21 protein-coding genes are annotated in these 26,757 nt (G+C 61.5%); 11 read left to right on the top strand and 10 right to left on the bottom strand.

The window, feature by feature from the left end:
- Positions 1-502 precede the first annotated feature (502 nt).
- Both groES and groL read left to right on the top strand, forming a co-directional pair.
- Complete coding sequence (gene groES / locus HNO79_RS00470; protein WP_010513746.1) at positions 503-793, top strand: co-chaperone GroES; 291 nt, start codon at positions 503-505, stop codon at positions 791-793.
- 62 nt (positions 794-855) lie between these two features.
- Complete coding sequence (gene groL / locus HNO79_RS00465; RefSeq protein WP_048855369.1) at positions 856-2,505, top strand: chaperonin GroEL; 1,650 nt, start codon at positions 856-858, stop codon at positions 2,503-2,505.
- A gap of 125 nt (positions 2,506-2,630) precedes the next feature.
- On the opposite strand, the gene HNO79_RS00460 is transcribed toward groL, so the two are convergent.
- Positions 2,631-3,371, bottom strand: coding sequence for a class I SAM-dependent methyltransferase (locus HNO79_RS00460; protein ID WP_214164359.1), 741 nt, complete (start codon positions 3,369-3,371; stop codon positions 2,631-2,633).
- Between the two features lie 338 nt (positions 3,372-3,709).
- Between HNO79_RS00460 and HNO79_RS00455 the strand changes: the two genes are divergently transcribed.
- Positions 3,710-3,913, top strand: a complete 204-nt coding sequence (locus HNO79_RS00455) for a cold-shock protein (RefSeq protein WP_010507660.1) — start codon at positions 3,710-3,712, stop codon at positions 3,911-3,913.
- 42 nt (positions 3,914-3,955) lie between these two features.
- Here HNO79_RS00455 and HNO79_RS00450 read toward each other — a convergent pair whose 3' ends face one another.
- Positions 3,956-6,895, bottom strand: a complete 2,940-nt coding sequence (locus HNO79_RS00450; RefSeq protein ID WP_214164360.1) for an ATP-dependent DNA helicase — start codon at positions 6,893-6,895, stop codon at positions 3,956-3,958.
- A gap of 132 nt (positions 6,896-7,027) precedes the next feature.
- Between HNO79_RS00450 and HNO79_RS00445 the strand changes: the two genes are divergently transcribed.
- From HNO79_RS00445 to HNO79_RS00435, 3 genes are read left to right on the top strand one after another with little or no spacing between them, the layout of a single operon-like run.
- Positions 7,028-8,641, top strand: a complete 1,614-nt coding sequence (locus HNO79_RS00445) for a lysine--tRNA ligase (RefSeq protein ID WP_048855372.1) — start codon at positions 7,028-7,030, stop codon at positions 8,639-8,641.
- 10 nt (positions 8,642-8,651) lie between these two features.
- A complete protein-coding gene (locus HNO79_RS00440) occupies positions 8,652-10,751 on the top strand; it encodes a lysylphosphatidylglycerol synthase domain-containing protein (RefSeq protein ID WP_214164361.1) in 2,100 nt (699 codons plus the stop codon).
- Positions 10,752-10,787: 36 nt separating this feature from the next.
- On the top strand, positions 10,788-11,525 hold the full coding sequence (locus HNO79_RS00435; protein WP_010513736.1) for a MarC family protein: 738 nt from the start codon (positions 10,788-10,790) through the stop codon (positions 11,523-11,525).
- On the opposite strand, the gene HNO79_RS00430 is transcribed toward HNO79_RS00435, so the two are convergent.
- The 5 genes from HNO79_RS00430 to thpR form a co-directional block, all read right to left on the bottom strand.
- Positions 11,512-12,141, bottom strand: a complete 630-nt coding sequence (locus HNO79_RS00430) for a uracil-DNA glycosylase family protein (RefSeq protein WP_200410497.1) — start codon at positions 12,139-12,141, stop codon at positions 11,512-11,514. The two genes, HNO79_RS00435 and HNO79_RS00430, sit on opposite strands and share 14 nt — an antisense overlap.
- Before the next feature lie 9 nt (positions 12,142-12,150).
- Positions 12,151-12,855 carry an NAD-dependent deacylase gene (locus HNO79_RS00425; protein WP_214164362.1) on the bottom strand — a complete coding sequence of 235 codons (705 nt, stop codon included), beginning with the start codon at positions 12,853-12,855 and terminating at the stop codon, positions 12,151-12,153.
- Positions 12,856-12,999: 144 nt separating this feature from the next.
- The gene (locus tag HNO79_RS00420; RefSeq protein ID WP_232275690.1) at positions 13,000-14,406 is read right to left on the bottom strand and encodes a c-type cytochrome; all 1,407 of its coding nucleotides are present in this window, start codon (positions 14,404-14,406) and stop codon (positions 13,000-13,002) included.
- 53 nt (positions 14,407-14,459) lie between these two features.
- Positions 14,460-16,679, bottom strand: coding sequence for a PQQ-dependent dehydrogenase, methanol/ethanol family (locus HNO79_RS00415; protein WP_048855376.1), 2,220 nt, complete (start codon positions 16,677-16,679; stop codon positions 14,460-14,462).
- A gap of 462 nt (positions 16,680-17,141) precedes the next feature.
- Positions 17,142-17,690, bottom strand: coding sequence for an RNA 2',3'-cyclic phosphodiesterase (gene thpR, locus HNO79_RS00410; protein ID WP_214164363.1), 549 nt, complete (start codon positions 17,688-17,690; stop codon positions 17,142-17,144).
- 195 nt (positions 17,691-17,885) lie between these two features.
- On the opposite strand from thpR, the gene HNO79_RS00405 reads away from it, so the two are divergent.
- The 5 genes from HNO79_RS00405 (at position 17,886) to cyoD (ending at position 23,174) form a co-directional block, all read left to right on the top strand.
- Positions 17,886-18,662, top strand: a complete 777-nt coding sequence (locus HNO79_RS00405) for a Bax inhibitor-1/YccA family protein (RefSeq protein WP_010514311.1) — start codon at positions 17,886-17,888, stop codon at positions 18,660-18,662.
- 651 nt (positions 18,663-19,313) lie between these two features.
- A complete protein-coding gene (gene cyoA, locus HNO79_RS00400) occupies positions 19,314-20,240 on the top strand; it encodes a ubiquinol oxidase subunit II (RefSeq protein ID WP_029329447.1) in 927 nt (308 codons plus the stop codon).
- Positions 20,241-20,245: 5 nt separating this feature from the next.
- The gene (cyoB, locus tag HNO79_RS00395; protein ID WP_010514314.1) at positions 20,246-22,240 is read left to right on the top strand and encodes a cytochrome o ubiquinol oxidase subunit I; all 1,995 of its coding nucleotides are present in this window, start codon (positions 20,246-20,248) and stop codon (positions 22,238-22,240) included.
- Positions 22,240-22,845 carry a cytochrome o ubiquinol oxidase subunit III gene (gene cyoC / locus HNO79_RS00390; protein WP_010507645.1) on the top strand — a complete coding sequence of 202 codons (606 nt, stop codon included), beginning with the start codon at positions 22,240-22,242 and terminating at the stop codon, positions 22,843-22,845. Before cyoB ends, cyoC begins: the two co-directional genes overlap by 1 nt.
- On the top strand, positions 22,845-23,174 hold the full coding sequence (gene cyoD, locus HNO79_RS00385; protein WP_026018424.1) for a cytochrome o ubiquinol oxidase subunit IV: 330 nt from the start codon (positions 22,845-22,847) through the stop codon (positions 23,172-23,174). The genes cyoC and cyoD overlap by 1 nt, the downstream gene beginning before the upstream one ends.
- Positions 23,175-23,297: 123 nt before the next feature.
- Here the strand turns inward: cyoD and fdxA are convergent, their stop codons facing one another.
- From fdxA to HNO79_RS00370, 3 genes are all read right to left on the bottom strand, one after another.
- Entirely contained in the window at positions 23,298-23,630 is a 333-nt protein-coding gene (gene fdxA, locus HNO79_RS00380; protein ID WP_010507641.1) for a ferredoxin FdxA, read from the bottom strand.
- A 189-nt stretch (positions 23,631-23,819) separates the two neighbouring features.
- The gene (locus tag HNO79_RS00375) at positions 23,820-24,113 is read right to left on the bottom strand and encodes an RNA-binding S4 domain-containing protein (RefSeq protein ID WP_048855411.1); all 294 of its coding nucleotides are present in this window, start codon (positions 24,111-24,113) and stop codon (positions 23,820-23,822) included.
- 5 nt (positions 24,114-24,118) lie between these two features.
- A complete protein-coding gene (locus HNO79_RS00370; RefSeq protein WP_214164364.1) occupies positions 24,119-26,731 on the bottom strand; it encodes a helicase-related protein in 2,613 nt (870 codons plus the stop codon).
- Between the last annotated feature and the right edge of the window lie 26 nt (positions 26,732-26,757).

The raw sequence follows: 26,757 nt of genomic DNA, 5'->3' as shown, positions 1-26,757 counted from the left end.
GCTGCATGCGTGCATTCCATTCGGGGCGGGGCGGTTGCCCTGTGACCGGGATGCGGCGTAATCGGCCTGCTGCCGAGTGATGGTCACCGGAAGGCAGGATACCCCATCAAGGCTACGGTTACGGGCATTCCGACAGTGGGCTGGCAGACATCGGAAAAGGCGTCGGGCACGCAGGCTGTTCCTGTCTGGCGGAAGGAATCGGCAGCCCCGCCATCATGCGCTGGGGTGAAGGCTGGGCTGCCGCTTTTGGCGGGGTCGGCTGATGTTGAATAACTATCTGATATAAAACAATAAAAATGGGGCGTCATTCTTTGTGGCCCCTGGGGCGCGAATTATGCGCGCCCGGCTCCGTCGCGCTTCTTGACACCTGTCGGGGGGCTTCCTATCTGCTTCTTAGCACTCTCATGAGGGGAGTGCTAACGCGATGCGGCCTGGCGCGCGCGCCAACCGGTGGCGTTGCTTGATTCAAGGGCGTTACCTTTTAAGAGATTTGGAGCGATCCATGACGAAATTTCGTCCCCTGCATGACCGTGTGGTCGTCCGTCGCCTCAAGAGCGAGGAAAAAACAGCAGGTGGTATCATCATCCCTGAGACTGCCAAGGAAAAGCCGATGGAAGGCGAGGTGATCTCGGTGGGCGCAGGTGCCCGTAACGAGCAGGGCCAGATCGTGCCCCTCGACGTGAAGGCGGGTGACCGCGTCCTGTTCGGCAAGTGGTCGGGCACGGAAGTGACGATCGACGGTGAAGAACTGCTGATCATGAAGGAAAGCGACATCATGGGCGTGGTCGGCTGATCCACCCGGTGCTTTCCTGACCGAGTAAACCTTTAGAACTTTCCATATCGGAGAAGAAGAAAATGGCAGCCAAGGACGTAAAGTTCGGCGGTGAAGCCCGCCAGCGCATGCTGCGTGGCGTGGACATTCTTGCAGACGCGGTAAAGGTGACGCTGGGCCCGAAGGGTCGTAACGTTGTCCTGGACAAGAGCTTCGGCGCACCGCGCATCACGAAGGACGGTGTCTCCGTCGCCAAGGAAATCGAACTGGCCGACAAGTTCGAGAACATGGGCGCGCAGATGGTCCGTGAGGTCGCATCCAAGACCAACGACATCGCGGGCGACGGCACCACCACCGCAACCGTGCTGGCGCAGGCCATCGTGCGTGAAGGTGCCAAGGCGGTTGCCGCAGGCATGAACCCGATGGACCTCAAGCGCGGCATCGACAAGGCGGTTGGCGTTGTCGTTGAAGAGCTGAAGAAGAACGCAAAGAAGATCACGACCCCGGCCGAAACGGCACAGGTCGGCACGATTTCCGCCAATGGCGAAAAGGAAATCGGCGAGATGATCTCGCAGGCCATGCAGAAGGTCGGCTCCGAAGGCGTCATCACGGTGGAAGAGGCCAAGGGCCTGCACACCGAGCTGGACGTGGTCGAGGGCATGCAGTTCGACCGTGGCTACATCTCCCCGTATTTCGTGACGAATGCGGAAAAGATGACTGTCGATCTGGACAGCCCCTACATCCTGATCCACGAAAAGAAGCTGTCTTCGCTGCAGCCGATCCTGCCGCTGCTGGAAGCCGTCGTGCAGTCCGGCCGCCCGCTGCTGATCATTGCGGAAGACGTTGATGGCGAAGCGCTGGCGACCCTGGTGGTCAACAAGCTGCGTGGTGGCCTGAAGATCGCCGCCGTCAAGGCGCCGGGCTTCGGTGACCGTCGCAAGGCCATGCTGGAAGACATCGCGATCCTGACCGGTGGCCAAGTCATCAGCGAAGACCTCGGCATCAAGCTCGAGAGCGTGACGCTCGACATGCTGGGCACCGCGAAGAAGGTGCACATCGACAAGGAAAACACCACCATTGTCGAAGGTGCGGGCAGCACGGATGGCATCAAGGGCCGTTGCGCCCAGATCCGCGCGCAGATCGAGGAAACCACCTCGGACTACGACCGTGAAAAGCTGCAGGAACGTCTGGCGAAGCTGGCTGGCGGCGTTGCCGTGATCCGCGTCGGTGGCTCCACCGAGATCGAGGTGAAGGAACGCAAGGACCGCGTTGACGACGCCCTGCACGCGACCCGTGCGGCGGTTGAGGAAGGCATTGTCCCCGGCGGCGGCACGGCGCTTGCCCGCGCATCGACCAAGCTGGGTGGCCTGCACTTCCATAACGATGACCAGCGCGTCGGTGCGGACATCATCCGCAAGGCTCTGCAGGCTCCGCTGCGCCAGATCGCCCACAACGCGGGTGAAGATGGTGCGGTCATTGCCGGCAAGGTTCTGGAAAACGATACCTACACCTTCGGTTTCGATGCCCAGATCGGTGATTACAAGGACCTGGTGGACGCCGGTATCATCGACCCGATGAAGGTTGTCCGCACGGCGCTGCAGGATGCGGCATCGGTTGCCGGCCTGCTGATCACCACCGAAGCGATGGTGGCCGAGCGCCCGGAAAAGAAGGCCCCTGCAATGCCGGAAGGTGGCATGGGCGGAATGGGCGGCATGGGTGGCATGGACTTCTAAGTCCGGCCTCCGGCTACCCCGGAGGGACGGGGATGGCGGGTTCGCCCGCTGTCCCTTTTCCATCCGGACCGTTGAAGAAAGCGGGTGTGACTTCGGTCACGCCCGCTTTTTTTATGGGCCGGATTTCACGGGGCCGCCTGTTTGCGGGCTGCGATCAGCAGGAAGGTCGGCCGGTCCCGTTCGGGTGCCCAGTCGGGGTGGGCGGCAAGGTCTTGGTCGGTCGGACTCCATTCCTCCACATGCGTCACGGTAAAGCCCGTGTCGATCAGCGCGTTGATCAGGGTACCCAGCGTGCGGTGCTGCTTGATGACGCCGGGCGCCAGCCAGTCCGTGCTGCGCGGGCCTTCCTTCTGGTAGTCATTGAGGGGCCAGATCCGCGCGCCCGTCGCGTCCTGCGCCCAGTCGGGATGGGACGGGGCGGTGTAGATCGGGTGCTCGGTGGAAAACACGAAATGGCCGTCCGGTAGCAGGCTGTCATGAATGGTCTGCAACAGCGCGGCCAGATCGCTGACATAGTGCAGCGCCAGCGAACTGTAGGCCAGGTCAAACGCAGCCGGGGGCAGTTCCAGCGTTTCCAGATCCTGCCGGACATAGGTAATGGCCGCGTCATGACCGAAGCCGCGGGCACGGGCCAGCATGTTTTCCGACAGGTCTATCCCCAGTATGGACCGGGCATGGCGCGCGCTGGCCCAGCGGCAGAACCAGCCAAACCCGCAGCCCAGATCAACGATGCGCGTGCCCTCAAGCGGTGGAAGCAGGGCCTGCATGGCAGGCCATTCCGCCGCCGCGTCCAGCCCGTCGCGTGAGCGGGGCAACTGGCTGTAGCCATGAAAGAAATCCGGCTGGTCATATATGTTCTGGCTCATGGGCGCTCTGTCCTGTGGGGAGGGGTGAGGCATGTCCGGGCTGTCCTGTCGCCTGCCTGCGGGTCGTGGCATGCGGCGCTGCCGGACGCCGGAAATCAACGGGTCTGCCATCGGGAGGAAGATCACTGTTTTTTGATATATTATATCTCGATCCTGGGGGGCGGCGTATCTCATGATTTGACAGGGCGGCCCATTTCATGCTGCCCCTATGGTGCACGAACGACGTGAAAGCTGCAGGGTGTTTTCCGGATGCCCCGTTTTTTTCATGGCCGTAAAGGCACGCGCCCGGATTGCCGGTATTAGGACCGGCAAGGATGGCGCTGGAGAAGAGACTGGCTATGGCTACCGGAAAAGTAAAATGGTTCAACGCAACCAAGGGTTTTGGCTTCATCATGCCTGATGATGGCGGCAAGGACGTGTTTGTGCACATCACCGCGGTGCAGGCCGCCGGCCTGCGTGGCCTGAACGAGGATCAGGCGGTCAGCTATGACATCGCCATGGAACGTGGCAAGGCCGCCGCGACCAACCTCAAGGCGCTCTGACGCACAGCCCCTGGCGGGGCGGGAAGCATTGGGGAGCACTGATCAGGAAAGCTGATCCACGGAGGTGTCCTGCGCCTGCAGGAAGGCCGTGATCTCCCGTGCTGCCGCGCTCAGTCCAAGGCGGCGCACCGCCACCCCTTCGGGGAAGGCGGACAGGAGGCGTGACGGGGTGCGCCGGTCCAGCAGGACGAATACACCCCTGTCCTGCCGGCTGCGGATCAGGCGCCCGAATGCCTGGCGCAGGCGCAGGCGGGCGATCCGGTCATCATAACGGCCCGGCGCGCCACCGGACAGGTGAATGCGCCGTTCACGGTGCAGGATGTCGGGACGCGGCCATGGCACGCGCTCGAACGCCACCAGCCGCAGCGCATTGCCCGGCACATCCACCCCATCACGCATCGCATCCGTGCCCAGCAGGCAGGCATTGCGCTCACTGCGCAGGATGTCCACCAGCGTGGCATTGTCCATCGGGTCCACATGCTGCGCGAACAGCGGCAGCCCTGCTGCCTCCAGCGGGGTCAGGATGCGCCTGTACACCTCCCTCAGCCGCGATATGGCGGTAAACAGCCCCAGCGCGCCACCGTTCGATGCCATGAACAGCGTGCGGTAAGCCCCCGCAAGGGCGGCGGGATCATCATGCGCCACGTCGGTGATGATGAAGGCGCGGCTCTGTCGGGCGTAATCGAACGGGCTGGGAAATGACGACCGGATGGCGGGGGATGGCAGGTGAATTGCACCGGACCGGGCTTCCGCCGCGTCCCATGCGCGTTCGGCACTGTCATTCGCCGTGTCCTCGCCCGTTTCATCACGCAGCGTCGCGGATGTGACCAGGACGCCATGCGCCGGGGCCGCCAGCACGCTGGCAAACGGAATGGTCGGGTCCAGCCAGTGGCGATACAGGCCCACATCCCGCTCGCCAGGGTTCTGGCCCTCGCGCCGGTCCATGCGGATATAGTCGATATACTGCGGTGTCCCGCCATCGGGCGGTGGCTCACCTGCCTGCATGGTGCCCAGCATGGCGCACCAGCCATCCACGCGCGATAGCGCGCGGCGACGGATCGAGCGGATGGCGGCGGCAATCCGCTCGCGCATGGGGGTATCCAGCCAGTCGGCTTCGGTTTCCAGTGCTTCATCCAGCCGCGCGATCAGGATGCGCAGCGGTTCGGCCAGCCGACGCAGCGCGCGCTCCAGTCCCTGCGCCGCCGCATGCAGGGAGTCGGGCATGGGGTGCAGGTCGCATTCGCTGTCGCTGCGCCGGCCACCTCCTTCGGGACTGCCATGCGTGCGGGCCAGCACCTGCTGGCGCAGTTCATGCAGCAGCACTTCCGATGGGTTGGACAGGGCTGGTTCCCCGGTTTCCACTGGCGTATCGGCCGGGGCTGCTGTCCTGCCGCCGGGGTCGAGGGCGGCAAGGCGGGCGGACCAGCCGGGCGCGGGCAGGGCGCGGGCGGCCATGAGAGCCGTGTCCAGCGGCGTCTCGATCCGGGGGATATGTACCATCAGGTCTTCCAGCCTGCGCCGCAGTCCCCGCGCGCGCGACCGTGCGCCTTCCGCCCCCAGCAGCCACCGCCGCAGTTCGGCGGCTTCCAGCCCGGACAGTTCCAGGGCGAAGGCGCTGTCGGCGGCATCCGCAATATGATGCCCCTCGTCCATGATGTAGCGGGTGGGGGTGTTGTCCTCGTTATTGGTGTCCGCGCCATCCATGGCATGCCATGCCGCCTGTGACATGACCAGCGCATGGTTGGCGATCACGAGGTCGGCCGTGCGGGCACGGCGGATGGAATGTTCGACCATGCACTGCTGGTAATGCGGGCACGCGCCATGGATGCATTCGCCGCGCCGGTCGGCAATGCTCGTCAGCAGGCCGCGCCCGAACAGGTCGGCAAACCATCCCGGCAGGTCGCCGCCAAACAGGTCGCCATCACGCGTATGCGCCGCCCACAGCGCCACAAGCGCCAGCCCGATGATGGTGTGGTTGCCTGCCTGCCCACGTGACAGCGCGATATTCACGCTTTCTTCCATGTTCAGCAGGCACAGATAGTTCTCGCGCCCCTTGCGCACCACCACATGGCTGCGCCGGATGTCGGGATCGGGATAGACGCGGGCCAGTTCCGATTCGATCTGGCGCTGCAGGTGGCGGGTATAGGTACTGATCCAGACCGTCCCGCCGTTGCGGGTTGCCCAGATGCTGGCAGGGGCGACATAGCCAAGGGTCTTGCCGGTGCCGGTGCCCGCTTCCGCCAGCACCATATGCGGGTCGCCCTGTGTCGTGCGGGGGGCGAAGGCACGGGCGGCAATGTGGCTGAAGGCGTCCTGCGCCGGGCGGTGTTCCGCCCCTTCACCCAGTATGGTGCGCAGGTGGGCGCGCGCTTCCTCCCCCGTGACGGGGTGGGCCGCAGGGGCCGGGCGGGGTGCGGTTTCTTCCCATTTTGGCAGGCGCGTCCAGATCTTCAGCGCCTCGTTGGGCTGGATCATGCCTGCAGGCAGGCCGCCTGCGGGGGGGAGCCCCAGTGCGGCGCAGACCGACGGCCCCCATGCCCATCCGGCCTTGCGCATGCTCCACGCCAGCGCTGTCCTTATGCCGCCTGCGGGTGTGTTGCGGATGGCCGCGATCCGGCGCAGCAGTTCAAATGCCAGGTCGGGCAGCAGGTCGGCCTCGGGTGCATCCAGCCTGTTTTCGGCAATGCCCAGCGCCGTTCCCAGCCCGCGCGCGGTCGGTGGCACGCCGTGGGCGGGCAGGGCGAAGGCGAACAGTTCCAGCAGGTCCAGCCATGGGCTGGGGCGCGGTGGCGGCGGCAGGTCCAGCCTGCGTGCGGTGGCGGGCGCATGGATGACCATGGGCGCCGGCCACTGTGGCAGTTCACGCCGTATGTCGTCGGCCGACATGGACAGGATTTCCCCATCCGGGGTCAGGACCGACCATGCGCCGTTGCGGGGAATGATCGCCGGCGCACTGTCCGGCAGGGGCGGGGTGTCTGGCATGTCCGTAAATGATATAGGGCACCTGCGGGCATCTGTCGCCCGCCGCGTGTCATGTCATTATTATTGCTGTACCCCCGGGTGTGGAATAGGATGGATTGACCCGCGCCCCTCCTGTCCATAGCTTGCCGGTCCATGTCAGAACAGCATCGTCCCCTTATCTCGCCCCTCCCGAAGTCCTGGCCGTTCGAGGAGGCCGCCAAACTGTCCGCGCATGTCGGCAACACCGCGCGTGAGGTGACGGCTGACCGTCCTGTTCTGCTGGAAACCGGCTATGGCCCGTCGGGCCTGCCCCATATCGGCACGTTTGGCGAGGTCGCGCGCACGTCATGGGTGCGGCAGGCGTTTACGAAGCTGACCGGCCTGCCCACGCGCCTGCTGGCGTTTTCCGATGACATGGACGCCCTGCGCAAGGTGCCGGACAACGTGCCCAACCAGGACATGCTGCGCCAGTTCATCGGCAGGCCGCTGTCGCGCGTGCCCGATCCGTTCGGTACGCACGAATCCTTTGCCGCCCATAATAATGCCCGCCTGCGTGCCTTCCTTGACGGGTTCGGGTTTGATTATGAATTCGCATCCTCCACGCAGTATTATGAAGGCGGCCGCTTTGATGCGGCCCTGAAGCGCGTGCTGGAAGTGCATGACAAGATCGTGGCCGTGATCGCCCCCACGCTGGGCGAGGAACGTCGCGCCACCTATTCCCCCGTCCTGCCCATTCACCCGCGTACCGGCCAGGTCATGCAGGTGAAGATGGACGCCATCGACCCCGTGGCGGGCACGGTGCGCTGGACCGATGAGGACGGCGAGACGTTCGAGACCCCGGTCACCGGTGGCCATGCCAAGATGCAGTGGAAGGCCGACTGGGCCATGCGCTGGTATGCGCTGGGCGTTGATTATGAAATGTCGGGCAAGGACCTGATCGACAGCGTACGTCTGTCGGGCAGGATCTGCCGGATCCTTGGTGGTCAGCCGCCTGCGGGCCTGACCTATGAACTGTTCCTGGATCAGAACGGGCAGAAGATTTCCAAGTCGAAGGGCAATGGCATCTCGGTCGAGGAATGGCTGCGCTATGCCCCGCCCGAAAGCCTGGGACAGTACATGTTCAATGCGCCGCAGCGTGCCAAGCGCCTGTTCTTTGACGTGATCCCCAAGGCGACGGATGAATATCTGGCGCATGTGGCCAAGGCAAAGACGCTGGCGGCGGAAGATCCCGTCCTGCTGACCAATCCGGCATGGTTCATCCACAAGGGCACGATCCCGGCGGATGCGGGCAGCCCGATCACGTTTGGCATGCTGCTCAACCTCGCCTCCGTCGCCAATGCCGAGACGCCGGACGTGCTGTGGAAGTTCATCCAGCGTTATGATGCGCAGGCCACGCCAGAAAGCTGCCCCATGCTGGCACGTCTGGTGGACCACGCCATCGTCTATTATGCCGATTTCGTTCGCCCGACGAAGCATTACCGTGCGCCGGATGCACATGAACGCAAGGCGCTGGCCGATCTGGCCGAAGCCCTGCGTGGACTGGAAGGGGAGGATGTCTCCCCCGATACCTGCCAGAACCTTGTGTTCGAGATCGGCAAGACCCATGGCTTCGAACCGCTGCGGGCCTGGTTCGGCTGCCTGTATGAAGTGCTGCTGGGGCAGAAGGAAGGTCCGCGTTTTGGGATTTTCGTGGCGCTGTACGGGATTTCGGAAACCGTGGCCCTGATCGAGGCCGCGCTGACCCGTAACGAAGGGGCAGTGGCCTAAGGGCCAGCCCATGGCCGACCGTCCGTTGCACACTCCCCCCTCCCCGCGGGATGAGGACAGGGATGCGGCCAGGACCACCAGGCCATCTCCCGCCCGGCATCCCCTGCTGCGGCACCTGCCGCATGTGCTGGGGCTGCTGCTGCTGGTCGGGGCCGTGGTGGTGGTGCAGCGCGAGGTACGCCACCTGCACTGGCGTGACATAAGCCACGCGCTGGCGGCCATTCCGGTGGGGACATTATGGGCCGGGGCGGGGTTTACGCTGCTGTCCTATCTGGTCCTGTCCTTCTATGACTGGCTTGCGGTGCGGCAGGTGGGCTGCCCGCTTGGCTTCAGGCGTACTGCGTTTGCCGCGTTCTGTTCGTATGTGCTGTCGCACAATCTCGGGTTTTCCGCCATTTCCGGTGCGGCAGTCCGCTTCAGGCTGTATGGCAACTGGGGGCTGAAGCCGCTTCAGGTCGCGCAGATCATCGCCTTCTGTTCCGCCACCTACCTTTTGGGGGCGGCGGTGCTGATCGGTAGCGTGCTGGTGCTGGAACCCGGTACGGTGCCATTCATCGGCCATACGTTGCCCGCCATCCTCATGCGGCTGGTGGGGATTATGCTGTGGGGCGGGGTTCTGGCCTATATCATCATGGGCCGTTATGTGGACGAGGTCCGGATATGGCGCTGGCAGATCACATTCCCGTCCTCGGGCATGGCGATCATGCAGACGGTTGTTGCGACACTGGAAGTCGCGGCGACAGCGGCCATTGCCTACACCTTCCTGCCTGTGGCACCCGGTCTGGATTACGGTACGTTCCTTGCCATCTATATCGCCTCCTATACCGCAGGGCTTGTGGCCAGCGTGCCTGGTGGCCTTGGCGTCTTTGATGGCGCGATGATGTTCGCGCTGGGTCCTTACGTGCCCGCGACCCGCATCGTGACCGCCATCCTGATCTTCCGGCTGTTCTATTATATCGTGCCCCTGTTCGTGGCCGGGATCATGTTCGCCGCCCATGAACTGTTCCTGCGGGGGGACGCCGCCCTGTCGCGCAAGGTGGACGCGCGCAGTCCGGTGCGGGGGCCGCGCATGGGCCGCCCCAGCCAGGTCATACGGGAAAGCGAGGCCGATTTTTCCGTGGCGGTGGCAACGGGGGCGGTCTCGCTATGTGGTGGCCTGCTGCTGGCGCTGACGTTGCTGGACCCGGAAAACTGGCTGAATGCAGGGCGCATGCAGCCCCTGTTTGCGACGTTGGGGGATTACCTGCTATCGCTGATCGGGGTGGTGCTGATCGGGCTTGGCATTGGCCTGTCGCAGCGCGTGACGCTGGCGTGGAAGGCCACGATGGTGCTTCTGGCGGCGGCGTGCATGCTGACGCTGCTGCGGGGCTCGCCGGTGGGTGTGCCGGGACTGTTCATGCTGGTGTGCATGCTGATCGCCCCCTTCCGCGGGTCATATTACCGCCATGCGCGGATCATGAGCGAACCGCTGTCCTCCCATACCATCGTGTCGCTGGTGCTGCTGATCAGTTCCATCGTGATTCTGGTCATGGCGGGTCCGCATGATTCCGCGGGTGGAAGCTGGTGGGAAATCATGCTGTTCGCCACGCGTCCGGGCATTGCCCAGTGGACGCTGGGGCTTGCGGTCATGCTGGCGCTGGTCATGATCGTGCGGCTGGTGCGGCCGGGCCGCATTCAGGTGATGCCGTGGAATGCACAGACGCAGGCCCTGTATCACAGCTTTGACCACTCGCTGGACGATCTGGGGCAGACGACGCCGGTGCCGGAGGGGCTGATACCCGGCGCGCGTAGGCAGGCGCTGCTGCCGTTTGTGCGGCTGGGTCCGTATCTGGTCGGGCTGGGCGATCCGGCGGGCAAGGCGGATGACTGCACATCCGCCATATGGTGGCTGCGCGACCTTGCGGTACAGGAGGGCTGCCAGCCGGTTTTCTGGCATGTCGGGGTCAGCCTGCTGCCTGTGTATAACGAACTGGGCCTGACGCCGTGGCCCCTGACGGAAGAAGGACATCCCACCCATCCGGGATACCTGTGTGCGGCGGCGGATGACCTGAGCATGGTCCGCATCCTGATGCGCTCCTCGTTCCATGTCCCGGCACAGGCGCAAGAATAAGGACATGTGCTTTCCCGGCAGCATGAAAGGGCATCCATGACCAGTCATGCAGGGCTGCTGACCCATTTTTCCACCGTAGTGGGGCTGCCCAGCCTCTCCGGCGCCTTTCTCATGGCATTCCCGGCGCTGTTTTCCATTGTCAATCCGCTGGGTGCGGCGCTGATCTTTGCACAGGTTACGGCGGGACATGACCGGCGGACCTGCATGGTGCTGGCACGCAAGGTCGCATTCTATTCCGCCATGCTTATGCTGGCCTCGATCTGGATCGGGGGGCTGGTTCTGTCATTCTTTGGCATTACCATCGATGCCCTGCGCATTGCGGGGGGACTGGTGGTTGCAGTGCGGGCATGGGCCCTGCTGCAGGCCCCCGAAACGGAAGAGGCCCGCAAGCAGGCGCAGGCAAGCCAGGGTAGTAACGCACAGGCCAGCAGCAACATGATGGGGCAGGCGTTTTTCCCCCTGACCATGCCCTTTACCGTCGGTCCCGGCACGATTGCCGTCGCGATCGCACTGGGGTCGGAAGGGCCTGCGGGTGGGCATCACCTTGTCTTTTATGGTGTGCTGTCACTGGCGGGCATGCTGGTGGCCGCGATCGTATGGGCAGCCTATACCTATGCCGATCAGTTGCTGTGCCTGCTGGGCACGACCGGCACGCGTATTGTCTCGCGCCTTGCTGCGCTGATCCTGCTGTCGATCGGGGTGCAGATCCTGATTACCGGCATACAGGGCGTGATCCTGTCCAGTGCGCGGGCCGTCCTGCTTATGGCGAACTGAAGGCGGGGGATAAAGGCGGGATGTCCGGCAGGTCCTCTCCTGCCAGAATGGCCTGCACGCAGGCCCGTAGCGCGGGCAGCACGTCCGCACCGAACCGGGGCGTGCGCCGTTCCCACGCCCCCGTGCGCCATGACGGATGGGGCAGGGGAAAATACCGTGGCAGGTAACGCCGGAAATCAAGGCAGCGCTCGCTGACGCGTCCCTTGCCCAGGATATGCTGCTGGGCATAGGACCCCACCACCAGTGTCAGCCTGATATCGGGCATCTGCGCCATGATGCGCGCGCGCCATTGGGGTGCGCATTCGGGGCGGGGCGGGCAGTCGCCACCCTGTGGCAGCCTGCCGGGGTAACATAGCCCCATGGGAACCAGCGCAATGCGGCTGGCATCATAGAATGTTGCCCGGTCGATTCCCATCCAGCCACGCAGCCTGTCACCAGAAGCATCATTGAAGGACTGTCCGGTTTCATGCACGCGGGTGCCGGGGGCCTGGCTTGCGATCAGTAGCCGCGCTGTGCGCGAGACGTGCAGCACCGGCCGTGGGCCAAGCGGCAGGTGAGCGGCACAGGTCTGGCACGCGCGGATGGCGTTCAGCAGTTCTTCCAGTGTTTCGGACATGGTCCAGCCTTATGCTTCCAGCAGGTCGCGTGTCCATGCCGGGACGGTCCGTGTGGCGGGACCGACAATGACCTGATCAAAGGCGGAGGGGCCGGGTGGAACTTCAAGGTTGAACAGCATCGTATCCGCGTGCCCGGCCACGCTGTCCACAAAACCGGCGGCGGGATAGACCACGCCGGATGTGCCGATGGCAACGAACAGATCACATTCCGCCAGATGTCGGGCGATGCTGTCCATGTGATAGGGCATTTCCCCAAACCAGACGATATCGGGTCGTAACGTCGGCTGACCGCAGGCAGGGCAGGGGGTATCAGGGTAACAGTCCGTCCGCCATTGCGGGGTGGCGTGGCAGCTTGTGCAGCGCAGGCGCAGCAGTTCACCATGCATGTGGATAACGTTCCGGCTGCCAGCGCGTTCGTGCAGATCGTCGATATTCTGGGTGATGACGGTTATCTGCCCGTTCCAGCGGCCCTCCCGCCCTGCCCGTTCCAGATCCGCCAGGGCCACATGGGCGGCATTGGGGTGAACGCCGGGCAACTGCGCGCGCAGACCGTTGTAAAAGCGGTCCACGCGCATGGGGTCACGCCGGAAGCCCTGTGGCGTGCAGATATCCTCGATCCGTTCATGGTTCCACAGGCCATCCGCCCCGCGAAAGGTCTGCAATCCCGATTCCTGGCTTATGCCGGCCCCGGTCAGGACCACGATGCGTTGCATGCCGGTGACTCCCCTGTTGGTTTCGGCCCCAGTGTGGAGGACTGCCGTACATAAGAAAACCGCCACGGACCGGGTCCATGGCGGTTTTCGGTAACATGTATCAGGAGAAGGCGGTGGTCCCCGCAGGGGGACCACCCACCCACCTTACTGTGCGGCGTCCTGACCAGTGTGCGTCTGCGGAGCAAACGTCCAGCCCGAGCCATAAGGCTGCGGCAGGAAGACCGACCAGCCACTGCTGACGCTGTTCCAGCCGGAGCTGGAAACCGGGGCGCCCGTATCGCGCAGCTTGGTAACATCCGCGGCCGTAACGGTGCCGGGTGCCTTGTTGCCCCAGCTGGTGCGGATGAAGTTGACCACATCAGCAATCTGCTGGGCGGACAGCGACTTGCTGTAACCCGGCATTGCCACTGCGGACGGTGCCCAGTTGCTCGGCGGCAGTACGCCACCATGTGCGATCACGTTCACCAGCGAGGTCGGGTTCTCGGTCACGACAACCGGGTTACCAGCCAGCGGCGGGAACATACGGGCCACGCCACCACCGTCGTTACGGTGACAGATGGCGCATTCCTTCACATACGTATCAGCACCCGGAACGCTGGAGGTATTACCCGAAGCCAGCATGTTCGCGGTGGACGGATCGTAGGTGTAGTTGCCCTGTGACGGCGGCACCGGCGGCAGGCTCTTCAGGTACTTTGCGATGGCGTGCAGGTCGTCATCGGTGAAGTACTGGGTGCTCCATGCCACCACATCGCCCATGCCACCGAACACGGCGGAATGATCGATACGGCCGGACTTCAGGAAGGTGTAGATGTCATCCTCGGACCAGCGGCCCAGACCAACGACAGGATCGTTGCGCAGGCTCGGCGCGACCCAGTTGTCGATCGGTGCACCACCGGAAAGGAAGTCAGGTCCACCAGACGCATCGAGCGCCTTTTCCTGCATGGCGAAACCACGCGGGGTATGACACGCACCGCAATGGCCGGGGCCGGTGACCAGATAATCGCCACGTGCGATTTCAGGATCCGTGCCCGGCGCCGGCGTGAAGTCCTTCGGCGAAGGCGAGAACATCATGCGCCAGATACCCAGCGGCCAGCGCATGGACATGGGCCAGGAAATGTCCGGCTGCTTGTCCGGCTGCGCGACCGGCTTCACCCCATGCATGAAGTACGCATACAGCGCCTGCATGTCTTCCTTCGTCATGCGCGAGAAGGAGGGATACGGCATGGCCGGATACAGCGTGGAGCCGTCCTTGCGGATACCGTGGCGCACAGCTTCGTCGAATTCTTCGAAGGTGTAGCGGCCGATACCGTAGGTCGGATCCGGCGTGATGTTCGTGGAGTAGATCGTACCGATCGGGCTCTTGATTTCAAGCCCGCCTGCGTACGGCTGCCCATGGAGAGCGGTATGACATGCTACGCAGTCACCCAGTCGCGCGACATATGCCCCCTTCTGGACCAGCGCGGAGTCAGCATCTGGCGTCTGTGCCAGTGCCGTTCCTGCCAGCAGACTAAACGCTGCCGCGCTGAATGTCACCTTAAGTCTGTTGATCATTATGTTCACCATCATGCGTCGCGTTGATGCGAAAAATTGTCAAAACCGGGAGATTACGGCAGCTGCTCGGGGATACCGTCAGCGTTCTTCCGGGCATCAACTTCCCTCTGATAGGTCTCGTTCGCACGCTTGATCAGGAACTGGCGGATGTCCTCAATCTCGGTCGGGTTCATGTTACCGTCGAAGCGATCCATACCGTAGGCGGTAAGCGCGCCGCGGCCGACAACATTGTAGAACGCGTCCTCATGACGGATGGACCCGGACCAGCGCAGGTCAGGCAGCACGCCAGCACCTTCCGCGTTATCGCCATGGCAGGCGGCGCAATAGGTCTGGAACTGGAAGTAACCGTTATCGGTACGCTTGCTGTCGAACTGTGCCGGCGGCTTGACGGGCAGGAAGCCCTGGTCATTCTGCTTGGGCAGCGGGCCGGACTTGCCGTCGAGCGAGAAGGCAATGATGCGCGAGTGGTTGACGGTCCAGCCGCTGGTACGTGCCAGGCCACCAAGGAAGAACGGATAGATGCCGCCCCAGCCCACTTCAACCGCAACATACTGCTTGCCATTGGCAAGGTAGGTCACAGGCGGTGCGATGATGCCGCTGTCCGCCGCGAAGTGGAACAGGTCGGACCCGTTCGTCGCGTCATAGGCATGGAATTCGCCGTTCGCCAGGCCCTGGAACAGCAGGTCGCCGCCAGTTGCCAGGATGCCGCCGTTCCACGGACCCTTGTGGTCCACGCGCCATGCTTCAGCCTGCTTCTGCGGATCCCATGCAACGATCCAGCCCTTCAGGTCCTTCACGAAGGCCTGCTTGGCTTCGGGCGAGTCGGGGATACCGACCTTGTTCATGTCCAGACCAAGGTTCCAGCTGTCGGGATGCGGCGTGAAGCCACCGACCTGGTTGGTGTACAGGAACGGAACCTGCTGTGCCGGGATATAGACCAGCCCGGTCTTGGGGCTGAACGCCATGGCTGCGAAGTTATGGCCGCCAAGGTCACCCGGAATCCCGTACCATTCCTTGCCCGTAAGGGTGTAGAGCGCATCGGGGTTGTAGATCGGACGACCGGTCTTCGGATCAAGGCCGCTGGCCCAGTTCACATAGACGTAGTTCTTGCCCGAGATGAACTCACCGGTCTTCGCATCGATGATGTAGAAGAAGCCGTTCTTCGGGGCGTGAACGATGACGTGGCGGGTTTCACCGTTGATCGGCAGATCAAGCGTCATGATCTGCTGGACCGAGGTGAAGTCCCACTGGTCCATCGGCGTTTCCTGGAAATGCCAGACGTATTCGCCGGTTTCCGGCTTCAGTGCGACGATGCTGCCCAGGAACAGGTTGTCGCCCTTGCCTTCGGAACGGTACTTGTAGTTCCACGGCGAACCGTTACCCACGCCCAGATAGACCAGGTCGCTCACGGGGTCATACACGATGGAATCCCACACCGTGCCGCCGCCGCCCTGACGGGTCCAGGCGCCGGTCGGACTCCAGGTCTGGTAGGCCTTGTTCATCAGCACGCTGTCGGATGCAGCGTGGTCCGGTTCGTTCTTGGGGTTCGGAACCGTGAAGAAGCGCCAGTCCAGCTTGCCGGTTTCGGCATCGAACGCGGAGACGAAGCCACGTGCGCCGAATTCGGAACCACCGTTACCGATGATCACGCGACCCTTGGCGATGCGCGGTGCACCGTCAACCGTGTAGGAACGCTGCTTGCCCAGTTCCGCTTCGGGCGGAATGGTATTGACGCTCCAGACCAGCTTGCCGGTCTTGGCATCAAGCGCGATCAGGCGGCCGTCAAACGTGCCGAAATAGACCTTGCCATTCCAGTATGCCGCGCCACGGTTGACCGTGTCACAGCAGCCCTTGTCGGCAATGTTGCCGGGCACGCGCGGGTCATAGGACCACAGCAGCTTGCCGGTTGCGGCGTCGACGGCTTTCATCATGCTCCAGTTGGTGGTGGCGTACATGACACCATCAACAACCAGTGGCGTGCCTTCCTGGCCACGGTTGGTATCAAGATCCAGATACCAGGCCAGCTTCAGGTTGCCGACATTGGAACGGTTGATCTGATCCAGCGGGCTGTAGCGCTGTTCAGAATAGGTGCGGCCATAGGTCATCCAGTTACCGGGATGATCATCGGCATGGATGATCGCTTCCCCTGTGGCGCCCTGCCCGTCATCCGCGGACGCCATGGTGGCATAACCGGAGATGAGAGCCGCACATATCGTTCCGGCTGTAAGCGTTCTGCTCAGAGAACGTCTTTTTCCGAAAACGGCAGAAATCATATGTGATGTCCTCAGAAAACTAACGGTTTCGAATTCAGGATGCCGCCGCCGCAACTTTCCGTCCGGACAGGCTTTCTGAATGTATCCGGCAAAAAAAGCGTGACGGTGCTTTTTTTCCGGCCAGACAGGAAACCGGCTTCAGACAGGGAAGAGAAAGCAGGTGGTCCGTTTCATCCGAACATACCGAGGCTAGCACGCCCGTCTTCTGACATTTTAGTGTTCGCGCTCACTAAAACGTGAATATGCTGTCACATAAGCAATGAAACGGATATCTCCATATTCCGGACAATTTTATGAAATCTCTTATTATTTCAGGAGAAATTACAAGGTGTGTCTGCCGGCCGCGTGCAGGTGGTTCACAATAATTGAGAAGAAATATATTTTTATTATTCATAAATGGAATAAATTTTTGGTGACGGGGTCGTTTGAACCCGTCCATCCCCGGTTGGGCGGGGCGGAGAATCAGAACCGTAACGGATAATGTTCCAGTGGCTCGTAAACCGGGCCATCCGCATGGCGCATGGACTGGAACAGGGTGAAATGGCCAATGGCCTGCGCCGCGACGGGGGGCAGGGTCGTGGCCAGCCACCGCTGTCGCCGGACCTGATCGGGATGGTCCATACGGCCCATGGTGATGTGCGGTGTGAAATGGCGGCTGTTTTTCTCGCCCGGGGGGATTGCCCGGTTGAGTCCCTTGCGAATGCGATCCCGCAGGGACAGCAGCGCGGCATCCGGCGCGCAGCCGATCCACAGCGTATCGGATCCATGTGGCCGGGAGGTCATGAACAGGCCCGCCCCGCCGGGCTGCAGCACTGGCGGGGTGGAACGGATGGCGGACAGGGTATGATGAATCTCTTCCAGCAGATGGCCGTGGGTCACCTCACCAATGAAATGCAGCGTGAGATGATAGGACTCGGGCGGCAGCCAGGTCACATCCGGCAGGCTGCCACGTAATCCGGCGATCGCATGAAGCAGGGATGGCGGGAGTTCTAGACCAACGAAAAGACGCATGAAGGAACACCTGCGGCAGGGGAAAACGGCATGTGCCGTCATAACCGGACGTACAGTATATTAAGGAGATGTGCCCGGGGGCTGCGTTGCTGTATTGTAATGTATTGGACACGCCCCCGTTCTTGAACGTGTTCTAACATATTCCCACATGCAGGGAGAGGCACGTCAGTCAACGACGTGGAGGAAGGAAACACAATGGCTTTTGGCCCTGATTCGCGGAGTTTCATCCGCCCCACCGCTGATAGTGCCGCAGGTTCTGTCGATATGGGCCTGCGCGCCTATATGCTGCGAGTCTATAACTGGATGGCGTCGGGACTGGTTCTGACCGGTCTGGTCGCCTATCTGATCGCCAACACCAGCCTGCAGGCCCTGTTTTACCAGCATGTGCCGACGCCCATGGGCATGGCACTGAAGCCGACCGGCCTGTCCATGCTGGCCATGATTGCGCCGCTGGGCTTTGTCCTGGTCATGTCGTTTGGTGTGAACCGGCTGTCCACGCAGGCGGTGCAGACCCTGTTCTGGCTGTTCTGCGGCGTGATGGGAGCCAGTCTGTCCAATATCTTCATGGTCTTTACCGGTGTATCGGTGACGCGGGTGTTCTTCATCACCGCGGCAACGTTCTGCACCATGTCGATCTGGGGATATACGACTCGTACCGATCTCAGCCGCTTTGGTTCGTTCCTGATGATGGGGCTGTTCGGCCTGATCATCGCGGGCGTGGTGAACATGTTCCTGCATAGCCCCGGCCTGTACTTTGTTTATAGCGCGGTGGGTGTGCTGCTGTTTGTCGGCCTGACCATGTTCGATACGCAGCAGATCAAGGCGAACTACCAGCAGTTTGCCTATTACGAGGGGCCGGAACAGGCGGCCAAGCGTTCGGTGTATGATGCGCTGAACCTCTATCTGAACTTCATCAACCTGTTCCAGTTCCTGCTACAGTTCATGGGTGTGCGGAACAACAGCGACAACTGATGGGCAGGAGTCCTGCCGATCCAGAACCATATTGGTCTGGTATGAGGATACGGAAGGGTCGTCACGGAAGTGGCGGCCCTTTTTGCATGGAAAGACGGCCCGGCCGTGCGGCCGGGAAAAAAAGATAAGACTTATTCATATATAGAAAATATAAGATGACAGGAGTGTGAGGTTCGCGACACTTACGCAACCCATTGTAAAACATAGACTTTTTTAAATAAATTTTTGGCAATGAAATCTATTGAAATATTATGTGAAGGCTTGCCTCTGAGGCCATTCAGGTCGGATAACCCTTGAATAGAAAAACTATATGAAAGGGTATGCGGCACAGAACATGCGCTTCAGCACACAGGACGGCGTCGCGATTTATGGTCCGATCTGCCCTGACAGTAATAATTACGTAAGGTCTGGCGGGCCGTATTGATCAAGATCATGGTCAGCCGGTCGGCAACTAACTCATGACGGATGCAAACCGAAAAAGGCCGTGTGCCGCTTTCGGAAGTCGACTTAGGCGCGATGTCGCTGGGTGCCAGGGGAAAGCCGGATGCATTTTTCCTGCCAAGCGTATAACGTGGCCGTTGTTGTCTAAGCCCGTGGATGAAGCGAGGATGTGAGCAAAACAGGGTGATGTCGAAACCAACGAGGCGTGAGATGAAGAAAAAAATCTTGCCAAGATTAACGAAGCTGATGAGCCTATCTTCGGCAGCGCTGCTAGCAGGCTGTTCGTGGGATACGCTTGACCCCAAAGGCGTGATCGGCGCTCAGGAAAAAAGCCTGATCCTGACCTCGACCTACGCGATGCTGCTGGTAGTCATACCGGTCTGCATCCTGACGCTGCTGTTTGCGTGGCAGTACCGTCAGTCCAACACTGCGGCGGAATATCTGCCGAAATGGTCGCATTCCAACAAGATCGAAGTGATTATCTGGGCCGTTCCCAGCCTGATCATTCTGTTCCTGGCGGTTCTGACCTATCAGACATGTCATTCGCTTGACCCGTACAAGCCGCTTGAGGCTGAAGCCAACGTCAAGCCTATTCATGTCGATGTTGTGGCGCTGGACTGGAAGTGGCTCTTTATCTATCCGGATGAAGGGATCGCGACCGTCAACCAGATGGCCATGCCGGTGAATACGCCGGTTGATTTCCGGATCACCTCTGACTCCGTGATGAACTCCTTCTTCATCCCGCAGCTCGGTACGATGATCTACGCCATGGCCGGGATGCAGACACAGCTGCACCTGATCGCGAACGAAGCTGGTGATTTCCAGGGTGAATCCTCCAACTTCAGCGGCCGTGGTTTCTCCGACATGCGTTTCCGTGCGCTGGCAATGCCGGCGGACCAGTACAGCGCATGGGTCGAGAAGGTGAAGGCTTCTTCCGAGCAGCTGGACAGCGCAAGCTATCCGAAGCTGGCCGCGCCGAGCGAGGCCAACCCGGTTGAATACTTCTCGCATGTCGATGCGGGTCTCTTCGATGACATCGTTGCCAAGTACAACAATGGCATGGTCATGGATAAGAGCACCGGCAAGATGCTGCATGTGCAGCAGTCCGCGATGTCCGACATGAACATGAAGGAATAGGACAGATGTTAGGCAAATTAACTTTGTCGGCCATTCCTTATGATGTGCCGATCCTTGTTGGGACGTTCATCGGTGCGGCCATTGCTGGCCTGGCCGTTGTCGGTCTCATCACCTATTACGGTAAATGGGGCTACCTGTGGCGTGAATGGCTGACCTCGGTCGACCACAAGCGCATTGGTGTCATGTATATCGTTGTCGCACTCGTGGCGCTGTTCCGTGGCTTCGCGGACGCGATCATGATGCGTTCCCAGCTTGCGCTGGCCTATGCCGGTAACCCCGGCTACCTGCCGCCGCACCATTATGACCAGATCTTCTCCGCACACGGCACGATCATGATCTTCTTCATGGCCATGGCGTTCATGCAGGGTCTGATGAACATCGTGGTGCCGCTGCAGATCGGTGCGCGTGACGTGGCTTTCCCGTTCGTGAACACACTGAGCTTCTGGATGACGACCATCAGCTTCCTGCTGGTCAACGTCTCGCTGTTCATCGGTGAGTTCTCGCAGTGCGGCTGGCTGGCTTACCCGCCCCTGTCCGAACAGCAGTTCAGCCCCGGTGTCGGTGTTGACTACTACATCTGGGCGGTTCAGCTGTCTGGTGTCGGCACGCTGCTGACAGGTGTGAACTTCTTCGCGACCATCGTGAAGATGCGTGCGCCGGGCATGACCTACATGCGTATGCCGGTGTTCACCTGGACCATTTTCTGCACGACCGTGCTGATCATGGTGGCCTTCCCGATCCTGACCGTGGCCATGGGCCTGCTGGGTCTGGACCGTTACCTGGGCATGCACTTCTTCACCAATGACGGCGGCGGCAACCAGATGCTCTATCTGAGCGTGATCTGGGGCTGGGGCCATCCGGAAGTGTACATTCTGGTTCTGCCTGCCTTCGGTGCATTCTCCGAAATCACGCAGACCTTCTCCCGCAAGCCGCTGTTCGGCTACAAGACCATGGTCTACGCGACCGCTTCCATCATGGTCCTGTCGCTGGTGGTCTGGGTTCACCACTTCTTCACCATGGGCGCCGGCCCGAACGTCAACGCGTTCTTCGGTATCATGACGATGATCATCGCGGTTCCGACCGGGGTGAAAATCTTCAACTGGCTGTTCACGATGTACAAGGGGCGTATCGACTTCCACGCGACCATGTACTGGGTGATCGGCTTCATGATCACCTTCTCCATCGGTGGTATGACCGGTGTCATGCTGGCCATCCCGGCGTCTGACTTCGTTCTCCACAACAGCCTGTTCGTTATCGCTCACTTCCATAACGTGATTATCGGTGGTGTGTATTTCGGTTACGTCGCTGCCATGAACTTCTGGTTCCCGAAGGCTTTCGGCTTCAAGCTGAACGAAGCCTGGGGCAAGCGCGCGTTCTGGTTCTGGTTCGTTGGTTTCTATGTTGCGTTCATGCCGCTTTATGTCCTCGGTTTCGAAGGCATGACCCGTCGTATGAACCACTATGACAACCCCGAATGGCACCCCTGGCTGCTGATTGCTGAAGTTGGTGCGGTTCTGATCGCATGCGGTATCGTGTGCCAGCTGACCCAGCTGTATGTCTCGATCCGTGATCGTAACCTGGCCGAAAACCGTGACCTGACGGGCGATCCCTGGAACGCACGTACGCTGGAATGGTCCACGTCTTCGCCGCCGCCGTTCTACAACTTCGCCATCCTGCCGGAAGTCCATGAACTGGACGCCTTCGCCCACGACAAGGAAGCCGGTATCGATACGCGTCAGGCCGGTGGTAACTATCAGCCGATCCATATGCCGAAGAACACGGCATGCGGTTTCCTGATTGGTGCCTTCAGCTTCGTGATGGGCTTCGGTGCGGTCTGGTACATCTGGTGGCTGGCAGCTGTTGGTCTGATCGGTGTCATCGCTACGGTGATCGCCCGTTCGTCCGACAACGACGTCGACTACTACGTGCCGGTGTCCGAGGTGGTCCGCATTGAGCAGGAGCACACCCATAACCTCATGGCAGCACAGGCAGCGGAATAATGGCGCAAAACATGACTGCTGATGCAGCCCACGCCCATGATGAACACCACGAATCTCCCGTGGTGTTCGGGTTCTGGCTGTATCTGATGACGGACTGCATCATCTTCGGTACGCTGTTCGCAGTGTTCGCGGTGTTGCGTGACCAGTTTGCCGGCGGTCCGACCGGCCACGAAGTGTTCGAACTTTCGGGTGTTGGCATTGAAACGGCAATCCTGCTGTTCAGCTCCATCACCTACGGTTTCGGCATGATTGCCGCCCACGAGAACAAGGTCAGCACCATGCGGACCTGGCTCGGGGTGACTTTCCTGCTGGGGCTGGGCTTCCTGTTCATGGAAATCCGTGAGTTCTCTCACATGATTGCCGAAGGCAATGGCCCGGATCGCAGCGCGTTCCTGTCCGCCTTCTTCACGCTGGTTGGCACGCATGGTCTGCATGTCACCTGCGGCCTGCTGTGGATGGCGGTCCTGCTGTTCCAGACGGCTGGCAAGACCGAGCTGAACGAACGCATGATCGGTAAGCTGACCTGCCTCAGCCTGTTCTGGCACTTTCTGGATATCGTCTGGATCTGTGTCTTCACCTTTGTCTATCTGATGAGTGTGATCTGATGGCAGACCATATTTCTTCCTCGGGAGAGAGCCACGGGAGTGTAGGGTCTTACCTTACCGGGTTCGTACTTGCCGTTATCCTGACGGTTGCATCCTTCGGTCTGGTGATGTCGCATGCGATGTCACCGGCTGGCACCGGCGGGGCGATTGCCCTGCTGGCAGTGGTGCAGATTGTTGTTCACCTGATCTACTTCCTGCACATGAACGGTTCGTCCGAACAGCGCTGGAACGTCATGGCTTTTGTCTTCACGGTGCTTTCGGTTCTGGTCCTTGTGGCTGGCACGATGTTCATCATGCATGACACCGCCATCAACATGATGTCGCGCTAAGCGGCATCATGTCAGGGTGCGGGGGCAGGCGACTGCCCCCGGGCCGGACGGCATAAAAAAAGACCGGCACGATCACTCGTGCCGGTCTTTTTTTATGGCGTAACCCGATGGGAAAGGTCTGGATCAGCCTTTCTGGGGTTCGGGGGAAAGCAGCTCTTTCTTGTTGGGCTTGTCTTTCCATTCCTCGGCATCGGCCGGGGCATCGATCTTGCGCGTGATGTTGGGCCATACGGCGGCGTATTTGGCGTTCAGTTCAGCCCAGGGGGTGGCGCGGTCGTCGCTATCGGGGAAGATGGCCTCAGCCGGGCATTCCGGTTCGCACACGCCACAGTCGATGCATTCGTCCGGGTTGATTACCAGAAAGTTCTCACCGGCATAGAAGCAGTCAACCGGGCAGACTTCGACACAATCCGTGAATTTGCAGCGAATGCAGTTTTCGGTGACCACATAGGTCATCGCCTATCTCCGATCATTATTTGTTCGGCCTGCGGCAATAGGCCCGGCCATTGAAAGGGATGAGGCGCCACGCAGGGCATGACCTCATCGGGAATGGCGGAAGATATGAGAGTGTTTTCCGGCCGTGGCAAGCCCAAGACGGCGGGTAATGCATAATCATGGCCTGTATTGGCCTGTTCGACACAATATTCAGACAGTTTCCGGAACAATTTCATACAGAAGTTGTGCAAGTGGGGCGGATTGCCGCCGTTCGGCACAGCCCACGACACGTATGACCATGACGGTTTTACGGTCCGGGGCCGGCAGGGTCAGGATATCGCCCACATGCACCTGTGCGTGTGCCTTGGTCACGCGCTGCCGGTTTATGCGCACCTGCCCGCCGGTGGCGATCTTTGCACATATGCTGCGGCTGCGGCCAAAACGGGCATGCAGCAGCCACAGGTCCAGTCGCTGGTTCACGATGGGGTCAGGCGTCTGTGTCATGGTGTTCAACGACGGTTGAGTAGGGTTGCAAGGGCGGCAAAGGGACTGTCGGCCCGCCGGGGACGCAGCGTCGCTGCCGGTCGCCTGCCGGCCTTTGGAGAGGTAGCATGTGCGGCTTTTGCCTTTCCGCCCTTTTCGCCTTCGGGCAGGAAGCGGATCATGAGGGGGGCAGGCGGTCCGTAGTGGTTGGCCGCCATAGGGCGTGGATGGTGCACGCGCATATTCAGACCCTTCATTACCGCAGGCAGCATTTCCCGACGGATGCCCAGTCGGGATGCCAGGTGAAGGGGCAGCGGCACGGGTGCGCGGCGCGTCATGCGGGCCAGTTCAAGGATGAATTTCTCCGCGATATCCAGCCTGATCCGCACCGGCCCGGCATCCAGCCAGCCCATTCGGTCCATGAAGATGGGCGGCAGCGCATCGGGCAGTAATGTAATGCGGCCCATGGCAGGCAGGGATGGGCAGGGGATGTTCAGGCTGATCGCCACCAGCCACGCCCGCAGTCGCATGGGGCGTTCCTTCAGGATCGCGGGCATGAAGATGCTGTAGTGCCCGACCCGCACGCCCAGCCGCCGTAGCCGCTGGATCATGTCATGTCCCGGCCGCTCGCCACGATGCAGCGGGGCGATTCCGGCCCCTTCCAACAGCCGGTGGATGACACCGCGCAGCTCGGGCGTGCTGGCGACAGCGGCCTGCACGGCAAACAGGGGTGCAAGGTGTTCGCGCACGACCTGTTCCAGCCATGCCTGCAGGCGGTTGCGGATGCGCTCGCGCTGGGCATTATCCAGCAGCGGGTTATCCAGAACCTGTGGGCGGGGGGACAGTATGTCACTGCCCGGCAGCATCCGCGCAATGGGCATGTCCTGCCACAGGATATGGGACCCATCGGAGGAAAACGCGAACTGCTGGTCATCATCGCGCACCAGAAGCGCGACGCGGCGGGGGATTTCGCTGCGGACCGCACGCCGTGCCGCGCGCATCAGCAGGCGTCCGTCTTCCGCATCGGTATGTTCGCCCGCGATCAGGTCCAGCCCGGCAATGCGACCGACCTCATGCCCTTCCACCACGACATTGCCCTGCGCCGTTACGGCAGATAGCAGGTTGTCATGCCCACCTTCATCCAGCCTGCGGATAAGGGTGGTGGCGCGACGATCCACAAAGCGGGCGGTCAGCTGTTCATGAAGTACGTCGGACAGCCGGTCCTCGGCTTCCCGCGTGCGGGCCTGCCAGTGTTCGGGATTGGCGATCCAGCCGGGCCGGGCTGCGATGTAGCTGCACACGCGGATTCCCGCCAGACGCTGCATAAGCGAATCTATGGTGCCCGCCGTCTGGAAAAAATGGGTGATCTGGCTATCCATCCATGCCGACGGAATGCGCCCGTCTCGGATCAGATGCGTAAAGATCCGGCCACACAGACGGATATGACTGTCATCGCCCAGCTTGCGGAAATCAGGGATCTGACAGCTTTCCCACAGCATGCGCGTGGCGGCGCGCGAATGCACCAGCGGGCGGATGTCGGAACTGGCTGCAAGCGCGGACAGGGCCAGCATGTCACTCGCCTCATGCCCCGCGACCAGTTCGGGACGGGGGGAAGGACGGTTGAGGCTGGACAGCAACAGGTCAGGCGAGGAGAAATCCAGATCGCTGTTGCGCCATGCCAGACGGGTCAGCGGGTCGAAACGGTGTTCCTCCACCGCTTCAGCCAGTTCCTCGGACAGCGGCGGACAGGTGCCGGTGGTGCCGAACGTGCCGTCCCGCAATCCCCGTCCCGCCCGTCCCGCCACCTGCGCGATTTCCCCTGCCGTCAGCGGGCGGATGCGCGTGCCGTCGAATTTGGACAGGCTGGCAAAGGCCACATGGTTCACGTCCATGTTCAGCCCCATGCCGATCGCATCGGTCGCGACCAGGTAATCGACTTCCTTTTCCTGGTACAGCGCCACCTGCGCGTTGCGGGTGCGTGGCGAAAGCTGGCCCATGACAATGGCGCAGCCCCCGCGCCTGCGGCGCAGCAGTTCGGCAATGGCGTAAACTTCGCCGGCGGAAAAGGCGACAATAGCCGAACGCGGCGGCAGGCGCGTCAGCTTGCATGCCCCCGCATGTGTCAGTTGCGACAGGCGGGGACGATGTTCGATCTCGATCCCCGGTACCAGACGGCGGATCAGGTGGCGGATGGTGTCCGCGCCCAGAAACATGGTTTCCGACAGGCCACGGGCATGCAGCAGGCGGTCGGTAAAGATATGGCCACGGTCAGGGTCGGCGCAGAGCTGTATTTCATCCACCGCCACGAATTCCACGCGGCGGTCCAGCGGCATGGCCTCAACCGTGCAGGAAAACCAGCGTGCCTTTGGCGGGATGATCTTTTCCTCGCCCGTGATCAGGGCGACGGCATGCTCGCCCTTTTTCGCAACCATCCGGTCATAGTTTTCCCGCGCCAGCAGCCGCAGGGGGAAACCGATGATGCCGCTGGAATGTGAAAGCAGCCTTTCTATAGCCAGATGGGTCTTGCCGGTATTGGTCGGGCCAAGCACGGCCCGCACCAGCATATCGGAATGGGGGCCGGAACCGTGTCCGGCCGCTGCGCGATAGGGGCCACCAGTGCCCTTGGGTACACCCGTCATGGACGTATGCTCTGGCCAAGTGGCGG

Source organism: Komagataeibacter oboediens, from assembly GCF_018491655.1.
Lineage (GTDB): Bacteria > Pseudomonadota > Alphaproteobacteria > Acetobacterales > Acetobacteraceae > Komagataeibacter > Komagataeibacter oboediens.
The sequence above is the reverse complement of the archived record's forward strand: the minus strand, read 5'-3'. Positions and strand labels throughout refer to the sequence as shown.